A 17,490-nucleotide genomic window follows, 5' to 3' on the forward strand; every position below is an offset into this window, starting at 1 on the left:
ATTTTGATGTAAAAGACAGTTGTTTAAATAATAATGACGTAAGCGTATAGGAAGTAGAATTAAAACACGTAGCCGCCTGTGGTCAAGTAATTGCAGATTCAGCTGCTCACTGCTGAAGTTGAACTGCTGACTGCTGGAGTTCGGCTGCTCACTGCTGAAGTTGAGCCGCTCACTGCTGGAGTTCGGCTGCTCACTGCTGAAGTCGTACCGCTCACTGCTGAAGTTGAGCCGCTCACTGCTGAAGTTGAGCCGCTCACTGCTGAAGTTCGGCTGCTCACTGATGAAGTCGTACCGCTCACTGTTGGAGTTCGGCTGCTCACTGCTAAAGTTAAGTCCCAAGCAGGAGTTTGCCTATTAATTGTCGGACTCTAATGCCATATAACTTTTATAATGGAAAAAACGGACACGCAGCCCGCGGCAAGCGAAGTGTTTTGATGAAGCGCCAGTCAAATAAAAACCCGAGCGATTTATTTGATATTAAATCGTTCGGGTTTTCATCTTTTATATAACTTTTTTCTCAGATTTTCTCTAGTTTTTCTCTTTGATCAATTCTTTTAACTCTCGAATTTCCTGTCTTAATTCAGCGATTTCTCCGCGGACAATTTGTTGATCTGCTTCATCCTCTTCTTCCTTCTCCCATGCATCGATCTTTTCAAAGTTATTGACAATGACTCCGACGAATAGGTTAAGCACGACAAAAGCACCGACAAGAATAAACGCCACAAAATAAATCCACGCCCAAGAGGTAACTTCCATGACTGGACGCATGACACCACTTGCCCATGATTCCAGTGTGATCATTTGAAATAACGTCAACGCCGTCAGCTGCAGATTACCAAAGTATTCCGCACTGACATCCTGAAAGAGCATCGTACCGATGACACTGAAAATATAAAATACAATGAATAACAGTAACATGATGGTTCCTAAAGAAGGCAAGGTCATCAACAAAGCATTCACTAATTTTCGAAGAGATGGTATGACGGAAATCGTACGAAAGACACGCAACACACGTAAAATCCGTAATACGGTGATAAATGGTGACCCGATAAAGACATAACTCGCCGCAACAATGAGAAAGTCAAAGACATTCCAATTATCTTTAAAGAAATGTAAGGTTTTCTCTTCTGCAATCATCTTTAAAATAATTTCAATTGTAAACAAAATCAATACGATAATATCAAACGTCAAAAACCACTCTCGGTATTTTTCATATAAACTTCCGTATGTTTCGATTCCGACAAATATGGCATTCAATAAAATGATGCCAATTACAATCGGTTGAAACAATGGATGTTCTACAATCTTTCTACTATATGTTTGCAATCCAATCCCCCACTTTAATAATGCCTGTTTTATTTTATCATAAACAGGCTGTCTTTTTGGAGAAATGTTTGTGCTAAATTTGTACATTTGGGATGGGGATTGAACGGTTAGCAGGGTCGTTTGAACGGTTAGCGGGCTAGTTTGAACGGTTAGAGCGATACTTTGAACGGTTAGCACGATACTTTGAACGGTTAACGCGATACTTTGAACGGTTAGTACGATGCTTTGAACGGTTGGCGCGATATTTTGAACGGTTAGAGCGATATTTTGAACGATTGGCGCGATGCTTTGAACGGTTAGCACGATGCTTTGAACGGTTAGCGCGAACGTTTGAACGTTCAAACCAATCCTTTGAACAGTCAGGCACTCCCTCAACGCTCACCAACACGTTTTCATACTGTAACGACTACTTAAAATCCACTGATAGTTTTTTTCGACTAATCGTGATAAAATACGTGAAATAAAGTCTTGGTTTTCTACTGGTTAGGAGTATTAGCATATGCCAAAACAGGTATGGATTTTAATTATCGCAACATCCATTAACGTCACAGGTGCCTCTTTTATCTGGCCGTTAAATACAATTTATATGCACAATGAGCTTGGTGAGTCGCTGACTTTCGCTGGGCTCATTTTGATGTTCAATCAAGGAGCTGCGATCGTCGGTAATTTAGTCGGAGGAACGCTTTTTGATAAAATCGGCGGATATCGTACAATTTTAAGTGGTGGAGCTTTAACGCTCATTTCCGCTGTTGTGTTAACGCAATTCCATTCACTTGTCCCTTATTCGATTCTGTTAATCGTGATGGGATTAGGTTCAGGTGTCATCGTTCCTGCTATGTTCGCAATGGCAACTTCGGTGTGGCCTGAAGGCGGCAGACGCTCGTTTAATGCGATCTACGTCGCACAAAACGTCGGTGTCGCCCTGGGTGCTTCGCTTGGTGGTTTTGTTGCTTACTATTCTTTTTCTTATATTTTTTGGGCAAATGCTTCCCTTTTTATTCTGTTCTATATCATTGTGTTTTTTACATTTAAACCGATGGAGAAGAAAGTGGATGCGAATGCTTATTCAACCGTCTTCAGTAAAGGGCTAGCAATTAAAAACAAAAAGTCTTTCTTGGCTCTTGGCTTTTTAAGTATCGGTTTCTTTATCGCTTGGGTTGCTTATACACAATGGCAAACAACCATTGCGTCTTATACACAGGACTTAGGAATCCCGATTGATCGGTACAGCGTGTTATGGACGATTAATGGTGCTATGATCATCGCAGGTCAGCCATTGATGAAGCTGATCACCCGCTGGATTACGAGTCCGAAAATGCAAATCGTTGTCGGTAATACGATATTCCTCGGTTCTTTTATCTATATCCTTAAAGCCGAATCCTTTGCTGATTTTGCAACAGGTATGGTGATACTCACTTTTGGTGAAATGTTTGTTTGGCCTGCAGTGCCGACGATTGCAGGTAACTTAGCACCAAAAGGCAGAACAGGGTTTTATCAAGGTATTATTAATAGTGTTGCTACAGCCGGCAAGATGACTGGCCCCGCTTTCGGAGGATTAATTGTCGATTACTTTTCAATTCAAGTCCTTTTTGGCATTTTGGCATTGCTCCTTCTATTGCCATTCCTTTCTGTCTATCTGTTGTCCCTTGCAGAGAAGAGAATTGAAGTAGCGAGTGAGTCTGCAGGATAGTTGAGTCCATCAAAAAAGCATTCCGACAAATCGATTCGATCGATGTTGGAATGCTTTTTATATGCTCATATCTTTCACCGTTTGCTTTAATTTTTCGGCGGTTTCCCTGTCCGAATTTGTCCCTAATTGAAACGCTTGATTATATAACTCGTGACCTTTACCCGTCACCAAGATTATATCGCCTTCATCTGCTGCTTCAACGGCCTCTTTAATGGCAAGTGTACGATCGGGTATGATTTTTCCTTGTGAATGGCCATATTTGGCATGGTAGCTGTGCAGTGTTTGAACCATCTCTTCTTCTGGTTGTTCGTTGAGATCGTCTAAGGTTAAGATATATTGATCACTGTACATCGCCGAATTAATCAACATATCAGCACGTTTCGATTCATCGCGATCGCCCCGAAATCCAAACACATGAATCACTCGTTTGGCATCACATTCACGAGCGGCCTTCAAGCAATAAATAATACCTTTTGTCGTATGAGCGTAGTCGATGACGACTCGTATATTTCCCGGGAAATGAATCGACTCGAATCGACCTGGCAAAGAAGAAAAATTACGCAAGACATTCATCGACTTTTCGCGGTCTAACCCAAAATATTCACCGACAAGCAGGGTCATCGTTGCATTTAAGCGGTTATGTTCACCTGGCATTTTCAACTCGAATGACATCGCTTTTTCATTGGCAAACTGAATCGTTGACTGCCTTGTATCCAAAAGAATTGAAGCTTCCACTTCAGTACTGATTGTTTTTAATTGATACGATTGATTTTTCAGCCTGCGATAAACAATTTCTCCCCATGAATTGTCCCGACTCACGATTGCTAGTCCATTTTTCTTTAATTGTTTAAACAGTTGATACTTGGTCTCAAAGTAGTCTTCCATCGTTGAATGATAATCCAAATGCTCTTTCTCTAAATTCGTAAAAACGGCCACATCAAAGTCTACACCTTTGACACGGTCTTGCTTCAGAGCGTGTGATGATACTTCAATGATCATGACATCGTCTTCACTTTGGTGAAGTAGTTGATGTAATTTTATTGGGTTCGGGGTCGTATTAATCGTCTTGAAGGCTTGTCCATTAACAATATTTTGGATTGTCCCTACAATCCCACACTGAAATCCCTGTGCTTCCAACGTTTCTTTTACCATATAGCTTGTCGTTGTTTTTCCATTTGTTCCTGTAATTCCGATGATCTGCTGCTTTTTGTCAGCCGTATCATAGAAATTTTTCGCGAGGATTCCTAAAACCGACTTTGACTGTTCCACAGATAAATAGACAGTCTTCTCCAAGGGTGTAGGACGCTCGCCGACAATTACTGAAGCTCCGTTTTGAATGGCTTCATCAATGTATTGGTGTCCATCGATTTTCTCACCATTGACGGCAATAAACATATAACCATCTTGTACTTCACGTGAATCATCGGTAATCCCTAGGATATCTATGTGATCGATTGGTTGATTGTATGGATTTTTATATGAAATTCCACTAAGGATTTTTTCAATTTTCATGGTTGCCTCCAAGGTGACACGGTAATTTTGTATAGTTTACCCTCAATGGTCCATTTTAAAAACAGTTCTTATTGATTAAGGAAAAAGACCTTGCTCGCTAGTTAGTCAAATGTCCTAGTATAAAAAATACGTATAACGCACGTGAGGAGCACCATATAGTTTAAACATTTTCATCGATAGTTACCGCATAACTACTCAGGCCAGGGCCAATGACTAACATATAAGTAAAATAAATTATTCAAAATAATTTTCATAAAGTTCTTTTATCTTTTTGTCAAATTTTTGCATGTAAACCGAGCGAGCTTCACGGTGATATTCCTTTCCGTCTACAAAAAGCAAAAGAACAGGCACCGTAAAGATATGAAACTTTCCAGCCACTTCCGGGACATCATCTGTACGGATTTCAGCAGCTTGGATCTTCGGATACTGATCCATCACCTTTTTCACTTGTGGTTTCAACCCGTGACAAACACTACAGTTTTCCTGTGAAATATACAAAAAAGCCACATTGTTTCCTTCGATTAATTGTTCCGCTTCTTCCAAGGTTGTTAGACGTTCGAAGAATTCCATATCATTCATTTCTCCTTATACGTGTTGAAACTGCCTAGCAAAAATTCACCAGGCAGCATCCATCTATCGTGTTATTATTTATCCGATTGCTCATATAATTCATCAAAATAATTCGCCATCTCAATATCCAAATCGGTAATTCCCTGCATTTCCCAAGATGAAATTTTAAGCGTTACAACTTTATAATCAATCGCAATATTGGGGTGGTGTTGCTTTCCCTCTGCATAGGCTGCCACTTTGCTGACGAACTCAATTCCTAACAAATAATTTTCGAATTTATAACGACGGCGAATCCACTTTTCATCAATCCGCTTCCAGTTGGATAGCTTTTCGAGTTCTTGTTCAATCTGCTCTTCTGATAATAGTTCCATTCATTTTCCCTCCTCGTTCTTGTATACCCTTCTATCAAAGAAGTTAATAAGAAAAGTGATGTTTTATCAGTAAAACAACTATTGATGCTGTTCCTCAATATATTGTTTCATGACTTCTAATTGTTCCCCATCTTCTTTTTTGATCATCTTTGTGATCAGCGGTTTATACAATTTATTCTTTATTCCGGATGGTTTGAGTTTGCCGATGAACTCCACTTTTGTACCCTTTTCAACTTCAGAAAAAAGATATGTGTACGTCAGAAACAGTTGATGCTGTTGGCTCTCAATCGTGAATCGTTTATTCGGTTCAAATTCAGTCACTTTCAGGATATTTTCCACTTTGAATCCACGAATATTTCTCGTTTCCTTGATTCCAGTGTTCAATCCAACAGGACCGTCTGTGATGATCTCTACATCTTCAATATGATTCATTTTTTCTGTATATCGATAATTGGAAGCTACATCAAAAACTTGTTCGATTGGTGCTTCAATGACGGTTTCTAACTGAATTGCCATTTAAGCTCTTCCCCCATCCCCGTAAATTATTTACTTCATTATATCATTTACCGAGTGATGACTCATCTTAAAGGTAATGAGCATTACTGTTGGGAGTTGAATAAAGTTTGGCAAGGCAGCAATTTCTTTTCAAAAAAATGTCCTAACCGTTTTTAAGGTTAGGACAAATTGAAAAGGGAGTAATATGCAAACCAATAGTAAGGTAGTTAGCGATTTTCATGTACGTTGTTGAGCAATTTGTTTCTTCATATCTTCAAATTTTAACGGATGACTGAAGTAGAATCCTTGGAAGATTTTACAACCAAAGCTACGAATCATTTCGTAATGCTCCTTCGTTTCTATTCCTTCAGCCAATAGCTTTAAGTTCAAATCTTCTGCGAGCTGTATAATCGTTTTACAGATTCGTTGATCGACTGGGTTATAAATGACATCTCGCACAAATGAACGATCAAGTTTAATCATATCAACCGATAAATACTTCAAGTAATTTAATGAGGAATAAGATGTTCCAAAATCATCAATCGAGATCTGCACATCTTGCTGCTTAATTCGATCGATTGTTTTTGAGACGTGGCCAATTTGTTGCATTAAAGCTGTCTCCGTAATTTCAAGTGCGAGCTGTTCTCCAGGGAAATTTGTATTGGTTAAGATGTTTTTTAATTTTGTAGAAAAATTCACTTGGGTAATATGACGAGCCGAAATATTAACGGACAAGACAAAATCTTGATGATGCTTTTCCATTAACTCTTTGATATCCATACAAGCTTGCGCCACGACGAGGTCGTCAATCAAGTCAATGATATCGTGTTCTTCGGCATACTCGATAAATTCACTTGGCGGCAGGATCCCTTTCTGTGCATGATCCCAACGAGCTAATGCTTCAAAACCGTAGATTTGGTTGGTATCTATTTGATATAGCGGTTGATAAAATGGTTTAATCTCTTTATTTTCAATCGCTTTCAATAACTCACATTTAAATTGCTCATCAGCTTTGGATTCTGGCTCTTTGATTTCGTTTATCCACGAAAAGTCAATTCGCATTTGTTCGGATTGAATATAATTTGCAATTAACAAGGTTAATAGCGAGCGGAAGGATTTGACAATTTCTACTTCACGATTGGTCGGTGAATGAAATTGTTTTGAAAAGATGGAAAATACAGCGATCACATCGCGGTCACGATAGTCAAAGATAGGAATAGACCAACAAGAGCTTAATCTCAGTAGATCAGACACTTCTTGATAACCATCCCCTGACAGGCCATTCGAAATGTTTTCTGAAAAAGCGACTCTTTCCATGCGAATAGCCGTTGCATTTGAATCGATCCCTTTCTCAATCACTGTTCCACAACATGCTTCCTTGAACTCTTCAGATAGTCCATTAGAAATACACTCCTGAAAAAATTCTTTCTTCTCGTCCACAATCATAATTGCACTGTATGTGCCGTTTAGTTTACGGTCAAAGTATTTCAAAATATGATGTAGGGCATCTTCATAGGAATCTGATTGATTCATCGCTTCCTCGATATAACGATAACCTTCCAAGAATTCTTCTGGCGTAACCTTTACTTGTTTCTTCACTTGTTGGTGAACCATAAAAGAATCCTCCCTCGCTATGATTTAATAGTGATGGCTAATTTTCGTTTTATGTCAAACAGTGTATAATATATTTATGTATATTGTGAAAATTCAATTTGAAAAAAGAGGGCCACCAAAATTGCTGGGGTAGCCCGATATGGATGGTTGTATCATTTGTAGATTTGCAACGAACAATTAGTCTAGCGAACCGAGATCATTGTTTCCATTTCCAATACCTTGAATGGTAACAAACGCTTCTTCAGACGTGTTTTCTTGGCTCGCGTCAAATCCATAGAGACTAGAAACAATAAGAACAACAGCTACAAGGCTCAAAAGCTTTTTCAAACCAGACCCTCCTTTGCGAGTTGATTTATATTAAATCTATCACACTATCAAAATCGATGGATTTGCGATTTAAAACGGTTTGAGCCGAAAAAATGATCATTTTCTTTTGTTTTCTTCGTTTTTCTCAAAAAGTATAAACATTGGAATATTTTAAGGGAAATTTTGTAAAAGGATGTGAGGTTTTGATAGATAACCGTGAAGACATCGGGGCAAAAATCTATGATTTAAGAAGGTACTTTCATATGACGCAAAAGGAGTTGTGTGATGGCATCTGTACCCAAGCCTACATTAGTAAAATTGAAAATGGCTCTTTGGCGATTGCGGCAGATATTCTATTTAAAATCTCCGAACGGCTCGGTGTGGATGTGAATTACTTTTATGACACTACTTTTCCCGAACGAATGGATTACTCTCTGGAAGTAGAAATCCAGGCACGGGAATTGGTCATCCAAGATAATTACACTGCTTTGAAAAGGTTAATAGAAAAGGAAGAACAAACTCCCTTATATGAAAACAGACGTTTTAAACAATTTATTTTATGGCATAAAGCATTATGTAAAAGGTATGTGGATAAGGACCTGGACACCTCACTAGATTTACTGAATGAAGCTTTATTATTATTCAATACAAACCATAAGGTCAAATCCGAGCGTGAGATTGAAATTTTGATGAATAAAGCAAACATATTGGTGGACTTCAAACAATACAAACAGGCCATCGATCTGTATGAAGATTTACTTTTCTCTGTCAAGAAACTACCAATTATTCGGAATCATAACATTGAAATCATGATTCGGTATAACCTTGCCCGTTGTTATTTGATGATCTCCAATTATGAAAAGACGATTGAACACGCGAAAAAAGGGCTGACCTCATGTAGAAATAATCGTTCTTTTTATGGAATGGGTCACCTTTATTTCATTGTTGGTAGAGCATATGAAGAAATTGAACAAATGGTTCAAGCACTTGATTTTTTTCGAAAAGCAAAGCAAGTTTTTGACCTGACTGAAGAAAACCAGTATTACCAAAAAGCTTTATTCAAGTTAGACGAGCTGCAAAATTTACATAAACAAGTTTAATATACCACATTTTTATGATGTTGTTTACAAATATTTGAACTTTTTTAGATAAATAGAACGAATTGAACCCTGGCCTCTTAATTGCCAGGGTTCATTAGCTTTTCATTATATATGGAATGACGAATTATTTTATCCCTTATTCGCAAACGTATCTGGCATAACGGCTGCCACAACCTCTCCCTTTACAACAACTTCATCATTAGCATAAACGCTGGTCGTCACCTTGAATTTTTTCGGATGAATCTCTTCAATATCGCCAACTGCTTTCAACGGAACGCCTTGAGGTGTCGGCTTTAAATAGTCCACATGTAACGAGGCTGTCACAAAGCGTGGCGCCGGTTCACCATCACCTGGCTCGTGACCATTCTTCCTATGTAAAAAGAGAGCTGCTGACCCAGTACCATGACAATCTACCAAGGAAGCGATCAATCCACCATAAACAAATCCAGGAATGGCTGTGTGTTTTGGCTTAGGTTGATATACGGTTATCGACTGATCACCTTTCCATCCTGTTCGAAATAAGTGTCCATCCTTATTTTGATGTCCACAACCAAAGCAATGAGCAAAATCATTTGGATAATCATCTTGAATCGCATGCTTAACTTCTTCCATCATCTCACCTCTAAAAATATATTCTCTTCCATCTTAAATAGATTCGATAAGTGAGTGATGAATTCCTTCTTTTCTATTAATAAGAGCATCCAAGCTACGCCGCTTGAACACCCTATTCTATTTCTATTGAATTGGATTGCCGTCTTGATCGATCAGTACGATTGTATCGGTTAATGTTTCTGTCACATTGATTTTATACACGCCATCTTCAACAACTAGATGATGAATAGCATTTACTTGGTTGTTATTGTATTCATATCTCTCAGCAACATCGGCCGCAATGCTTTGTTGGCCGATTTCTACATATATTATCATGACTTTATTGAAAAGCTTTAAATTATAATAAATTGACTATTCATCACTACCGGAAGTTCTGAGAAAGAAAAAACCACCCGGCAAACCGAGTGGCTTTTAGCAGATCTATTCAATAAATTGTTTATCGACCAGACCTGACAAATCAGGCTGTTCATCCAAGAAACCTAAGTCATGAGAAGAATTGGCGAACTCCTGCAACACCTCTGAGTTAACCTCGTAGGTGAAAGTAATTCGCTCCCATGCCCGATCGACGACCTCAGGAGATAGTTCTTGGTCAGTAATGTCTTTGATTTTATCAATCGCAATTGTTTTCGCTTCATCCGGATTGTTTTGGATAAACTCTGTTGCACTTTTATGTCCATCCACGATACTTTGAACAAGTTCCGGATCATTTTCAATTAATTCATTTGATGTGACAAAAACAGCGGCCGGTAATGTCTCACCATATGCGACGTCTGGTGTATCAATCAAAACTTCACCTGTTCCTTCTTCTTCAATAAATGACGCCCATGGTTCAGGTACCGTTGCAACATCTACATTACCTGTTGCAAACATATTAGAATAAGTTGCTGGTTTACCTGTGACGTGTTTGATTTCACCGTTCACACGATCGGTTGTCATGCCATATTCTTCTTTCATTTGTGTCTCAAACTGAACATCGTGTGTGCATCCAACTCTTGGTGAAATGAAGTTTTTCCCTGCAAGGTCTTCAGGTGATTCAATTCCTGCACCTTTTCTCGCCATGATGACCGTACCGCCTGTTGAACCAGCTGCGACAACACTTACCTCTGCTCCACTCGTATAGTGGTTCATGGCAGGTCCGGGACCGACTATACCTGCTTCAATATCACCGGTTTCAAGCGCCGTCATAAACGCTGATCCATCTGGGAAGTATTGATAGTTGACAGTTGTTCCGTCCGGCAACGATTCTGAATATAAGTCTTTTTCCTCTGCAACCATGCCGGCAACGTGATTTATATTTGGAAAGTAACCAATCGTCACTTCTTCATTCGAATCCTCTTCCGCATTGGAACTACCGCAAGCTGCCATCAATGCACCTAACACTAATACCATTGCGAACAAAATCATTTTTTTCATTGAATGACTCTCCTTTTTTATGTGTTTAATAAGCCCCAACGTTTAAGGACATTTTTCTCTAGTTTTGAAAAGACCAACTGATCGACGATTGCACCGATCGTACCAATAATGATGATAATTCCAATGACCTGATCCATTTTGGCAAAATCGGAGGCAAACTGTAAGGAGTACCCCAGTCCTGGTCCATTGCTTAATAATTCCCCAGCCATTAAAGCTCTCCAGCTGAACGCCCAAGCAAGGCGTACACCTGTCATGTAATAAGGAATACTCGCCGGGATTTCTACCCGGTAAAATAACTCCGCACCACTTGTGCCCATCGTTCTTGCTGCCTTCACCAATTGAGGCGGGACATTTTGAATCGCTGACCGAACATTCAATGCCATCACGAACGTTCCACCTAATACGACAACAAAAATTACGGCGAACTCCGTGAATCCGAATAACATCAAGGATAAAGGTACCCAGACAATACTTGGAATACTTTGTAGAGCAATTAAGTACATCCCGGCCGTCTCATCCGCTTGGCGTGATTTCCCGAGAATGACGCCGAGAATTGTTCCGAAAAGTAATGCGAGCGACAAACCAATTAATAGATGTTTAAAACTGGCTCCTAGCGCTACGAGTAAACTCCCACTCGCAAAGCCATCATATAAAGCTTCCAGTACCTTAAGGGGACCTGGCAAAACGACTGGTGGGAAAACATTCATTGCCACAACCAGCTGCCAGATTCCCACAACGACAACCAGAAACAATATTCGTTTAATTGCTAGCTTCATAGTCTATTTCTTCCTTTAGCACTTTGTCGATTTCGACTTTCAGTAAGTCCATTACTTGGCTTTCCAGTTTAACTACATCCGGATTACTTCTCTTTCTAGGCCGTGGCAAATCAACATGGATGTCTGCAATGACCCGACCCGGACGAATCCCCATGACAATGACGCGATCGGAAAGCTTGATGGCTTCGTGAATGCTATGCGTAACAAATAGAATGGTTTTATTTGTTTTTTGCCAAATCTTTGTTAACTCATCTTGCATTAAATCCCTAGTCTGTTCATCCAAAGCACCAAACGGTTCATCCATCAAAAGCACTTTCGGATCCATCGACAGCGCTCTTGCAATCGCTACGCGTTGTTGCATCCCACCCGATAATTCGTAAGTATAATGATTGGTGAATTTACTTAAATGAACCATTTTCAAAAAATGCTTCACCCGTTCTTCCGCTTCTTGTTTCGGCAATTGCTTCTTAATCGGGTAAAGAACATTATTCTTTACATTCAACCAAGGAAACAGTGAAGGTTCTTGAAAAACCATCCCTCTGTCCGAGCCCGGTTTACTGATTTCTTCCCCTTCCAACAAAATGGTGCCTTCTGTTACGTTCTCTAAGCCTGCAATCATTGAAAGCAACGTAGATTTTCCACAACCTGAAGGACCGAGAATGGAAACAAATTGATTTTCCTCAATGGATAAATCAATATCGGAAAAGACTTCAAACTGATTCTGTTGATCTTTGTATCTTTTACCTACTTGCTTTAGCTCCAAAAACATTTAAGCACCATTCCTAATTAATCCGATATAATTACTCGGTTTTATTTTATAATAGTAGATTATACAGTGGAGACATAAAGTGTGTCAATTATTTGTTATGTTTTCTTTAAAATAAGTTAACACCCTACTAATTTGGGAAATAAGCGTGTTTATCTGCTACTTACAAGAATAAAAGCCACTCTTTTTATAGAGTAGCTTTTATCCTTGCTAACAGAATGAATCCTTAGGCTTCGGTACCGATAAACCAAATAGAGGTCGTAGATACAGAGCGACAAAGGTTCCTGCCAATGCAAGCAATCCCCATACATAACCATGCACACTGAATGAAGCAATGCCACCGAAGTAAGCACCGATATTACAACCGAATGCTAGGCGTGCGCCATATCCCATCAACAGTCCACCGATGATTGAAGCTGCTACATTGCCTTTCGTCAGCTTGGAAAACTTAAATAATCCGCCAGCCGCTGATGCGAGAAAGGCACCTAAAATGACACCAAGATTCAAAACGGTCGTTGAATCTGTAAAAATACTAGACTGCAAAACTTCCGCGTTTGCACCTTGCCAATATCCCCAACTGGCGACATCAATTCCGAAAAATTGAGCTGTTTTGGATCCCCATAATGCAAATGCTGATGTGATTCCCCATGGTTGGCCTCTTGTCATTAACGTTAGAGCATTCAAAACCGCTAAACCGATTGCAGCTGCGAATAGTGGCCATGAACCACGAAAGATCCGTTTCCAACCAGCAGTCTTTGGCAATGGAGCCATACGTGGTGGTTGTTTTTTTCTTTCAATTACTAATGTAATCCATGCAATTAAACCAAATAATGCGATTGAAACAATCCATGCGCCACCATAGCCTAATCCTGTAGATGTCGCTAGTGAGATCGGTTCAAAAGATGGTGTCTCATCCGTCCAAAATGGCAAATGATAGGCACCGATTGTTGAACCTACAATGAAAAATAGCAAAGTAAACAGCATTACTGTACGTCCACCTCCAACAGCATAGAGCGTACCAGAGGCACAACCGCCACCTAACTGCATTCCAATACCAAATAAAAACGCACCTAAAATCACGCTAACACCGACAGGAGAAACATAGCCAGATACTCCTGTACCAAAGAAAGACACACCGAATGCGAGAATCGGTGCAAATAATGTGACCGCGACCGCAAGCATAACCATATGGGCGCGAACGGCTTGCCCATTCCCTACTGCTGCTAAGCGGCGAAAGGCAGATGTAAAACCAAAACGCGCATGAAACAGTGTATATCCAAGTAATAAACCAAGGATTAATAAAATAGATTGCATTGCGACTTGGGTGAACAATAAATACACCATTAATATAGCCGTTACAATCAAGCCAGCTATAATCAAAGGTGTTTGTGGTTGATTTAACTGTTGATCTTCTCTTTTTATTGGATCTAAAGCCTCGTTGACAGGCTGTACTTTTGTTGTCATATTCAATTCCTCCATTTCCGATTGATTTAATCGGGTTTAACATATTGTCTATAATATTCCCCTGCCGGCTTTTTGTCAATAAAAATTCTCCAAAATAAAAAAGATACAAGAGTGATGGTCTCTCGTATCTTTCATTTAGCAATAGCAGGCGATTTTAAATATCGTCCGGCCGCTCAATCCGTATTTGTTATTTATATTCAAAGAATATTGTTCAGCATAACGTCCAATAAGATTGAGTTATCGATCTTTTTTGGGCGTATGCTTGCTGTTGACTGCTGATAAATGTGATCGGACTGTTGATTAATGCTTGCTGACTGTTGATTAATGGGTTCGAACTGCTGATAAATGCTTTTGACTGCTGATAAAACGGTTCGAACTGCTGATAAACGCCTTCTGACTGCTGATAAATGGGTTCGAACTGCTGATAAACGCAGGCTGACTGCTGATAAATGGACTCGAACTGCTGATAAATGCAGGCTAACTGCTGATAAATAAGCTCGAACTGTTGATAAACGCCTTCTGACTGCTGATAAACAGGCTCGAACCGCTGATAAACGCAGCTTTTCGATACTTTTTCAGCAACAGTACCTATATAACAAATTCTAAGTCACTGCTTAGACTTACTTTTGTCTAAATAATCTATAATCCCTTGTGCACAAACTTTCATATCAACTTCTAAAAGCTGATAAACAGGATGATCATCACTCACCTTACGATCCACTAAATGTGAAGCGACGGATTCAATTAGCAACTCGTAGAGCAATTCCGCCTTTTCGGATGATGTCCGTCCCTCATAGTCCTGATCGACCTTTCTGCCTCGATCCATGAATATAGGGAGAAAATAGGTGATTTGGCGATAGACATTTTCAGGATCTTCCGATACCCCATAATGACCAAAGAAGATTCTTGAAACACCCATATCCTTGATTCGTTGCATGGATTCCAACATTGAGTCCGGGTTAAATTGATTTGGCGACGTCGATGGCAAAATAAATTCATGTTCACCTGCCAGTTGGGCATAACGAACACCAATCGTATCTCCGGTAAACATACCGTTACTAACAGAATCATGTATAGAAAAGTGATGCTTTGCATGACCTGGTGTATCGTAGAATGTTAAAACTCGATGTTCACTTAGGCGTAATTGCTCGCCGTCTTCCTTTGTGATAATCCGGTCTTCGGGCACCGGCTTAATCGGATCGAATAATTGATCAAATTGGTCACCGTAGACCGCCCGTGCTCCTTGAATCAACTTCGTTGGATTAGCGATATGTCTAGCACCACGTGGATGAACGACTACCGTTGCATTCGGACAATGCTCCAGTAAAACACCAACGCCTCCAGCGTGATCTAAATGAATATGTGTCACAATAATATATTGAATTTCTTCTGGTTGAATTTCCAATTGTTCCAAGCCGTTTAATAAATGAGGGATGGATGGACTTGCACTCGTTTCGATAATTGACGGTTGTTCTTCGTGGAGAATATAGCTTCCCGTTCTTTCTGGAACAAACAAGTCATGTAAATCAACCATTGAAATTTTATCGCCTAAGTCTGTGATGGTCGACATTTTATCGCTCCCCTTCTAAATAATTTCACACTAATGACTATATTCAACAAAAATCGCAAAATCCCTTTAAAGACGTAACATCTTATTACTCCATCCTATTTATTATACGCATCCGAAGTCTTAAGATGTATCTCATCGATTCAAACATGCCACCCACTAAACGGTCTCTATTCCCAAACGGAACATAAAATCTCAAGCACACTTGCCTAATGAATGAATATCTTATGGATGAAGACTAAAGGAGGGATTCATGATGAGTCATAAAGATGCTTATCAGCCAAAGAAACAACCAGAAGCAATGTGTGGAGATCACCATCAACACGGCATGATGTATGGACATCAAGGAAATCCAAGTATGGTTCAAGGACAGCATTATATGGGGCCTGGAATGGACTGCAATCAACAAAAGCTGCCCGCACATTATGGTAATATGCCACAACAAATGATGCCTGGACAGCATGGATTTATGCCACAACAAATGGATGAAAAACAACATAAAAAGAATATGTATGACCACTGCAATAAGCATAAACTTCATCTCATGCATGCGCAGTTAATGGATGGATCGATGGTAGAAGGTATTTTAGATGAATATGACGATGATGGTGTGACACTGATTATTCCATGTGGGGATGAGTTGAGGGAATCATCCGATGAACGGATTAATGGATTCGGATCAGGTTATGGTGGCTATGGGCACGGCGGCTACGGATCTGGCTATGGGCACGGAGGCTACGGATCTGGCTATGGGCACGGAGGTTATGGCGGCTATGGATCTGGTTATGGACACGGGGGATATGGCGGCTCCTATGATCATTACCCAAGAAGATTCCGCAGATTCCGTCGTCGTCGATATCCATTCACTAATATTTTCCGACTGTTTACTCCATTCTTTTTTTAATAGAAAGCAAAGAACCGCACAGCTATCATAGCCATGCGGTTCTCTTCTTACATATTGCACGAGTCGTCATCACAATATTCCGTCTTGGATCCCAACACCTGAATTTTTGACTCTTGTTTTTCTTCCTCTTGTACCTTTTGCAGTACTTCTAAGAATGTCTCACTAGGTTGTGCTCCTGATACGCCATACTTATCGTTAAATACGAAAAACGGAACACCTTGGGCACCAATTTGCGCAGCTGTCTGCTGATCTGCAACTACTTGGTCTTTAAAGCGGTCGCTTTCCAAAACTTGTATCGATTCTTCTTTATCAAGATCTACATCTTCTGCGAGCCCCAGTAAAACATCTTGATCGTTAATATTCTTGCCCTCTGTAAAGTATGCTTTCAACGTACGGTTGACAAAGGCTTCCATCTTTCCTTGCTCTTTTGCATAATGGCTAAGCCGATGAGCATTTTCCGTATTTGCCGGACGTGCTTTGTCTAAGTTAAATTCCAATCCAACGTCTTTAGCTTGTTCGCTGATCGAGTCATTCATTTCTTTCGCTTTTTCAACTGACATTTGATATTTTTTAGCCAATGCTTCATCCAGACTCATATCTGTTTCTTTCGGACTGTTCGGATCCAATTGGAAACTTCGATACGACACCGAAACATCCGATTGACCTGAGAAGTTTTCCAACGCCTGTTCAAAACGTTTTTTACCTATATAACAAAAAGGACAGACCATATCTGAGTAAATATCAACTCTCATATTCATACCTCCGTCTTCACTTCAATTCAAAACATTTCTCTAAACATTATTTAAGAAATCCCTTTAAAAATCAACCAATTGAACTTACTGTTTCGCTTCAATATGACTATCCAATTCATTTAAAAACCGATGTTTTACAAAGATGTTTTCAGAACACAAGCGCTATTTTCCAACCAAAGTTACCGCGAACGACAGTGGTCATAAAATACTTATCCCTCTTGCGTTTAGTTTACTTCCAATGAAGGAATGCTT

At 39.7% G+C, this 17,490-nt stretch carries 19 protein-coding genes; 4 read left to right on the forward strand and 15 right to left on the reverse strand.

The window, feature by feature from the left end; translation table 11 throughout:
* Positions 1-90 precede the first annotated feature (90 nt).
* Positions 91-372: a hypothetical protein gene (locus KQ486_RS02255; protein WP_216686660.1), complete on the forward strand. Its 282-nt coding sequence runs from the start codon at positions 91-93 to the stop codon at positions 370-372.
* Between the two features lie 156 nt (positions 373-528).
* Here KQ486_RS02255 and KQ486_RS02260 read toward each other — a convergent pair whose 3' ends face one another.
* Positions 529-1,668: an ion transporter gene (locus KQ486_RS02260; protein ID WP_311379120.1), complete on the reverse strand. Its 1,140-nt coding sequence runs from the start codon at positions 1,666-1,668 to the stop codon at positions 529-531.
* Between the two features lie 157 nt (positions 1,669-1,825).
* Here KQ486_RS02260 and KQ486_RS02265 point away from each other — a divergent pair, with 157 nt between their 5' ends.
* Positions 1,826-3,016, forward strand: coding sequence for an MDR family MFS transporter (locus tag KQ486_RS02265; protein WP_216686661.1), 1,191 nt, complete (start codon positions 1,826-1,828; stop codon positions 3,014-3,016).
* A 57-nt stretch (positions 3,017-3,073) separates the two neighbouring features.
* Here the strand turns inward: KQ486_RS02265 and KQ486_RS02270 are convergent, their stop codons facing one another.
* From KQ486_RS02270 to KQ486_RS02295, 6 genes are all read right to left on the reverse strand, one after another.
* On the reverse strand, positions 3,074-4,528 hold the full coding sequence (locus KQ486_RS02270; RefSeq protein ID WP_216686662.1) for a UDP-N-acetylmuramoyl-L-alanyl-D-glutamate--2,6-diaminopimelate ligase: 1,455 nt from the start codon (positions 4,526-4,528) through the stop codon (positions 3,074-3,076).
* A 234-nt stretch (positions 4,529-4,762) separates the two neighbouring features.
* Positions 4,763-5,098: a thioredoxin family protein gene (locus KQ486_RS02275; protein ID WP_144161247.1), complete on the reverse strand. Its 336-nt coding sequence runs from the start codon at positions 5,096-5,098 to the stop codon at positions 4,763-4,765.
* 74 nt (positions 5,099-5,172) lie between these two features.
* Entirely contained in the window at positions 5,173-5,469 is a 297-nt protein-coding gene (locus tag KQ486_RS02280; protein WP_144161244.1) for a 4a-hydroxytetrahydrobiopterin dehydratase, read from the reverse strand.
* A 78-nt stretch (positions 5,470-5,547) separates the two neighbouring features.
* Complete coding sequence (locus KQ486_RS02285) at positions 5,548-5,985, reverse strand: SRPBCC family protein (protein WP_216686663.1); 438 nt, start codon at positions 5,983-5,985, stop codon at positions 5,548-5,550.
* Positions 5,986-6,201: 216 nt separating this feature from the next.
* The gene (locus KQ486_RS02290; RefSeq protein WP_216686664.1) at positions 6,202-7,578 is read right to left on the reverse strand and encodes a sensor domain-containing phosphodiesterase; all 1,377 of its coding nucleotides are present in this window, start codon (positions 7,576-7,578) and stop codon (positions 6,202-6,204) included.
* Between the two features lie 177 nt (positions 7,579-7,755).
* Positions 7,756-7,905, reverse strand: a complete 150-nt coding sequence (locus tag KQ486_RS02295) for a hypothetical protein (RefSeq protein ID WP_216686665.1) — start codon at positions 7,903-7,905, stop codon at positions 7,756-7,758.
* A 182-nt stretch (positions 7,906-8,087) separates the two neighbouring features.
* Between KQ486_RS02295 and KQ486_RS02300 the strand changes: the two genes are divergently transcribed.
* On the forward strand, positions 8,088-8,984 hold the full coding sequence (locus KQ486_RS02300) for an RNPP family C-terminal domain-containing protein (protein ID WP_216686666.1): 897 nt from the start codon (positions 8,088-8,090) through the stop codon (positions 8,982-8,984).
* Between the two features lie 129 nt (positions 8,985-9,113).
* Here KQ486_RS02300 and KQ486_RS02305 read toward each other — a convergent pair whose 3' ends face one another.
* The 7 genes from KQ486_RS02305 to KQ486_RS02335 form a co-directional block, all read right to left on the reverse strand.
* Entirely contained in the window at positions 9,114-9,599 is a 486-nt protein-coding gene (locus tag KQ486_RS02305) for a PaaI family thioesterase (protein ID WP_216686667.1), read from the reverse strand.
* A 120-nt stretch (positions 9,600-9,719) separates the two neighbouring features.
* Complete coding sequence (locus KQ486_RS02310) at positions 9,720-9,911, reverse strand: hypothetical protein (protein WP_144161229.1); 192 nt, start codon at positions 9,909-9,911, stop codon at positions 9,720-9,722.
* 105 nt (positions 9,912-10,016) lie between these two features.
* Positions 10,017-11,009 carry an ABC transporter substrate-binding protein gene (locus tag KQ486_RS02315; RefSeq protein WP_216686668.1) on the reverse strand — a complete coding sequence of 331 codons (993 nt, stop codon included), beginning with the start codon at positions 11,007-11,009 and terminating at the stop codon, positions 10,017-10,019.
* A 17-nt stretch (positions 11,010-11,026) separates the two neighbouring features.
* Complete coding sequence (locus KQ486_RS02320) at positions 11,027-11,785, reverse strand: ABC transporter permease (protein WP_144161223.1); 759 nt, start codon at positions 11,783-11,785, stop codon at positions 11,027-11,029.
* Entirely contained in the window at positions 11,769-12,554 is a 786-nt protein-coding gene (locus tag KQ486_RS02325; protein WP_216686669.1) for an ABC transporter ATP-binding protein, read from the reverse strand. Before KQ486_RS02325 ends, KQ486_RS02320 begins: the two co-directional genes overlap by 17 nt.
* A gap of 207 nt (positions 12,555-12,761) precedes the next feature.
* Entirely contained in the window at positions 12,762-14,015 is a 1,254-nt protein-coding gene (locus KQ486_RS02330) for a YeeE/YedE family protein (protein WP_144161217.1), read from the reverse strand.
* Between the two features lie 607 nt (positions 14,016-14,622).
* Positions 14,623-15,585: an MBL fold metallo-hydrolase gene (locus KQ486_RS02335; RefSeq protein WP_144161212.1), complete on the reverse strand. Its 963-nt coding sequence runs from the start codon at positions 15,583-15,585 to the stop codon at positions 14,623-14,625.
* Positions 15,586-15,838: 253 nt separating this feature from the next.
* Here KQ486_RS02335 and KQ486_RS02340 point away from each other — a divergent pair, with 253 nt between their 5' ends.
* The gene (locus tag KQ486_RS02340) at positions 15,839-16,486 is read left to right on the forward strand and encodes a hypothetical protein (RefSeq protein ID WP_216686670.1); all 648 of its coding nucleotides are present in this window, start codon (positions 15,839-15,841) and stop codon (positions 16,484-16,486) included.
* Positions 16,487-16,533: 47 nt separating this feature from the next.
* Here KQ486_RS02340 and KQ486_RS02345 read toward each other — a convergent pair whose 3' ends face one another.
* A complete protein-coding gene (locus KQ486_RS02345; RefSeq protein ID WP_216686671.1) occupies positions 16,534-17,238 on the reverse strand; it encodes a DsbA family oxidoreductase in 705 nt (234 codons plus the stop codon).
* Positions 17,239-17,490 lie beyond the last annotated feature (252 nt).

It is taken from the genome of Allobacillus halotolerans (assembly GCF_018967645.1).
Taxonomy (GTDB): domain Bacteria; phylum Bacillota; class Bacilli; order Bacillales; family Alkalibacillaceae; genus Allobacillus; species Allobacillus halotolerans.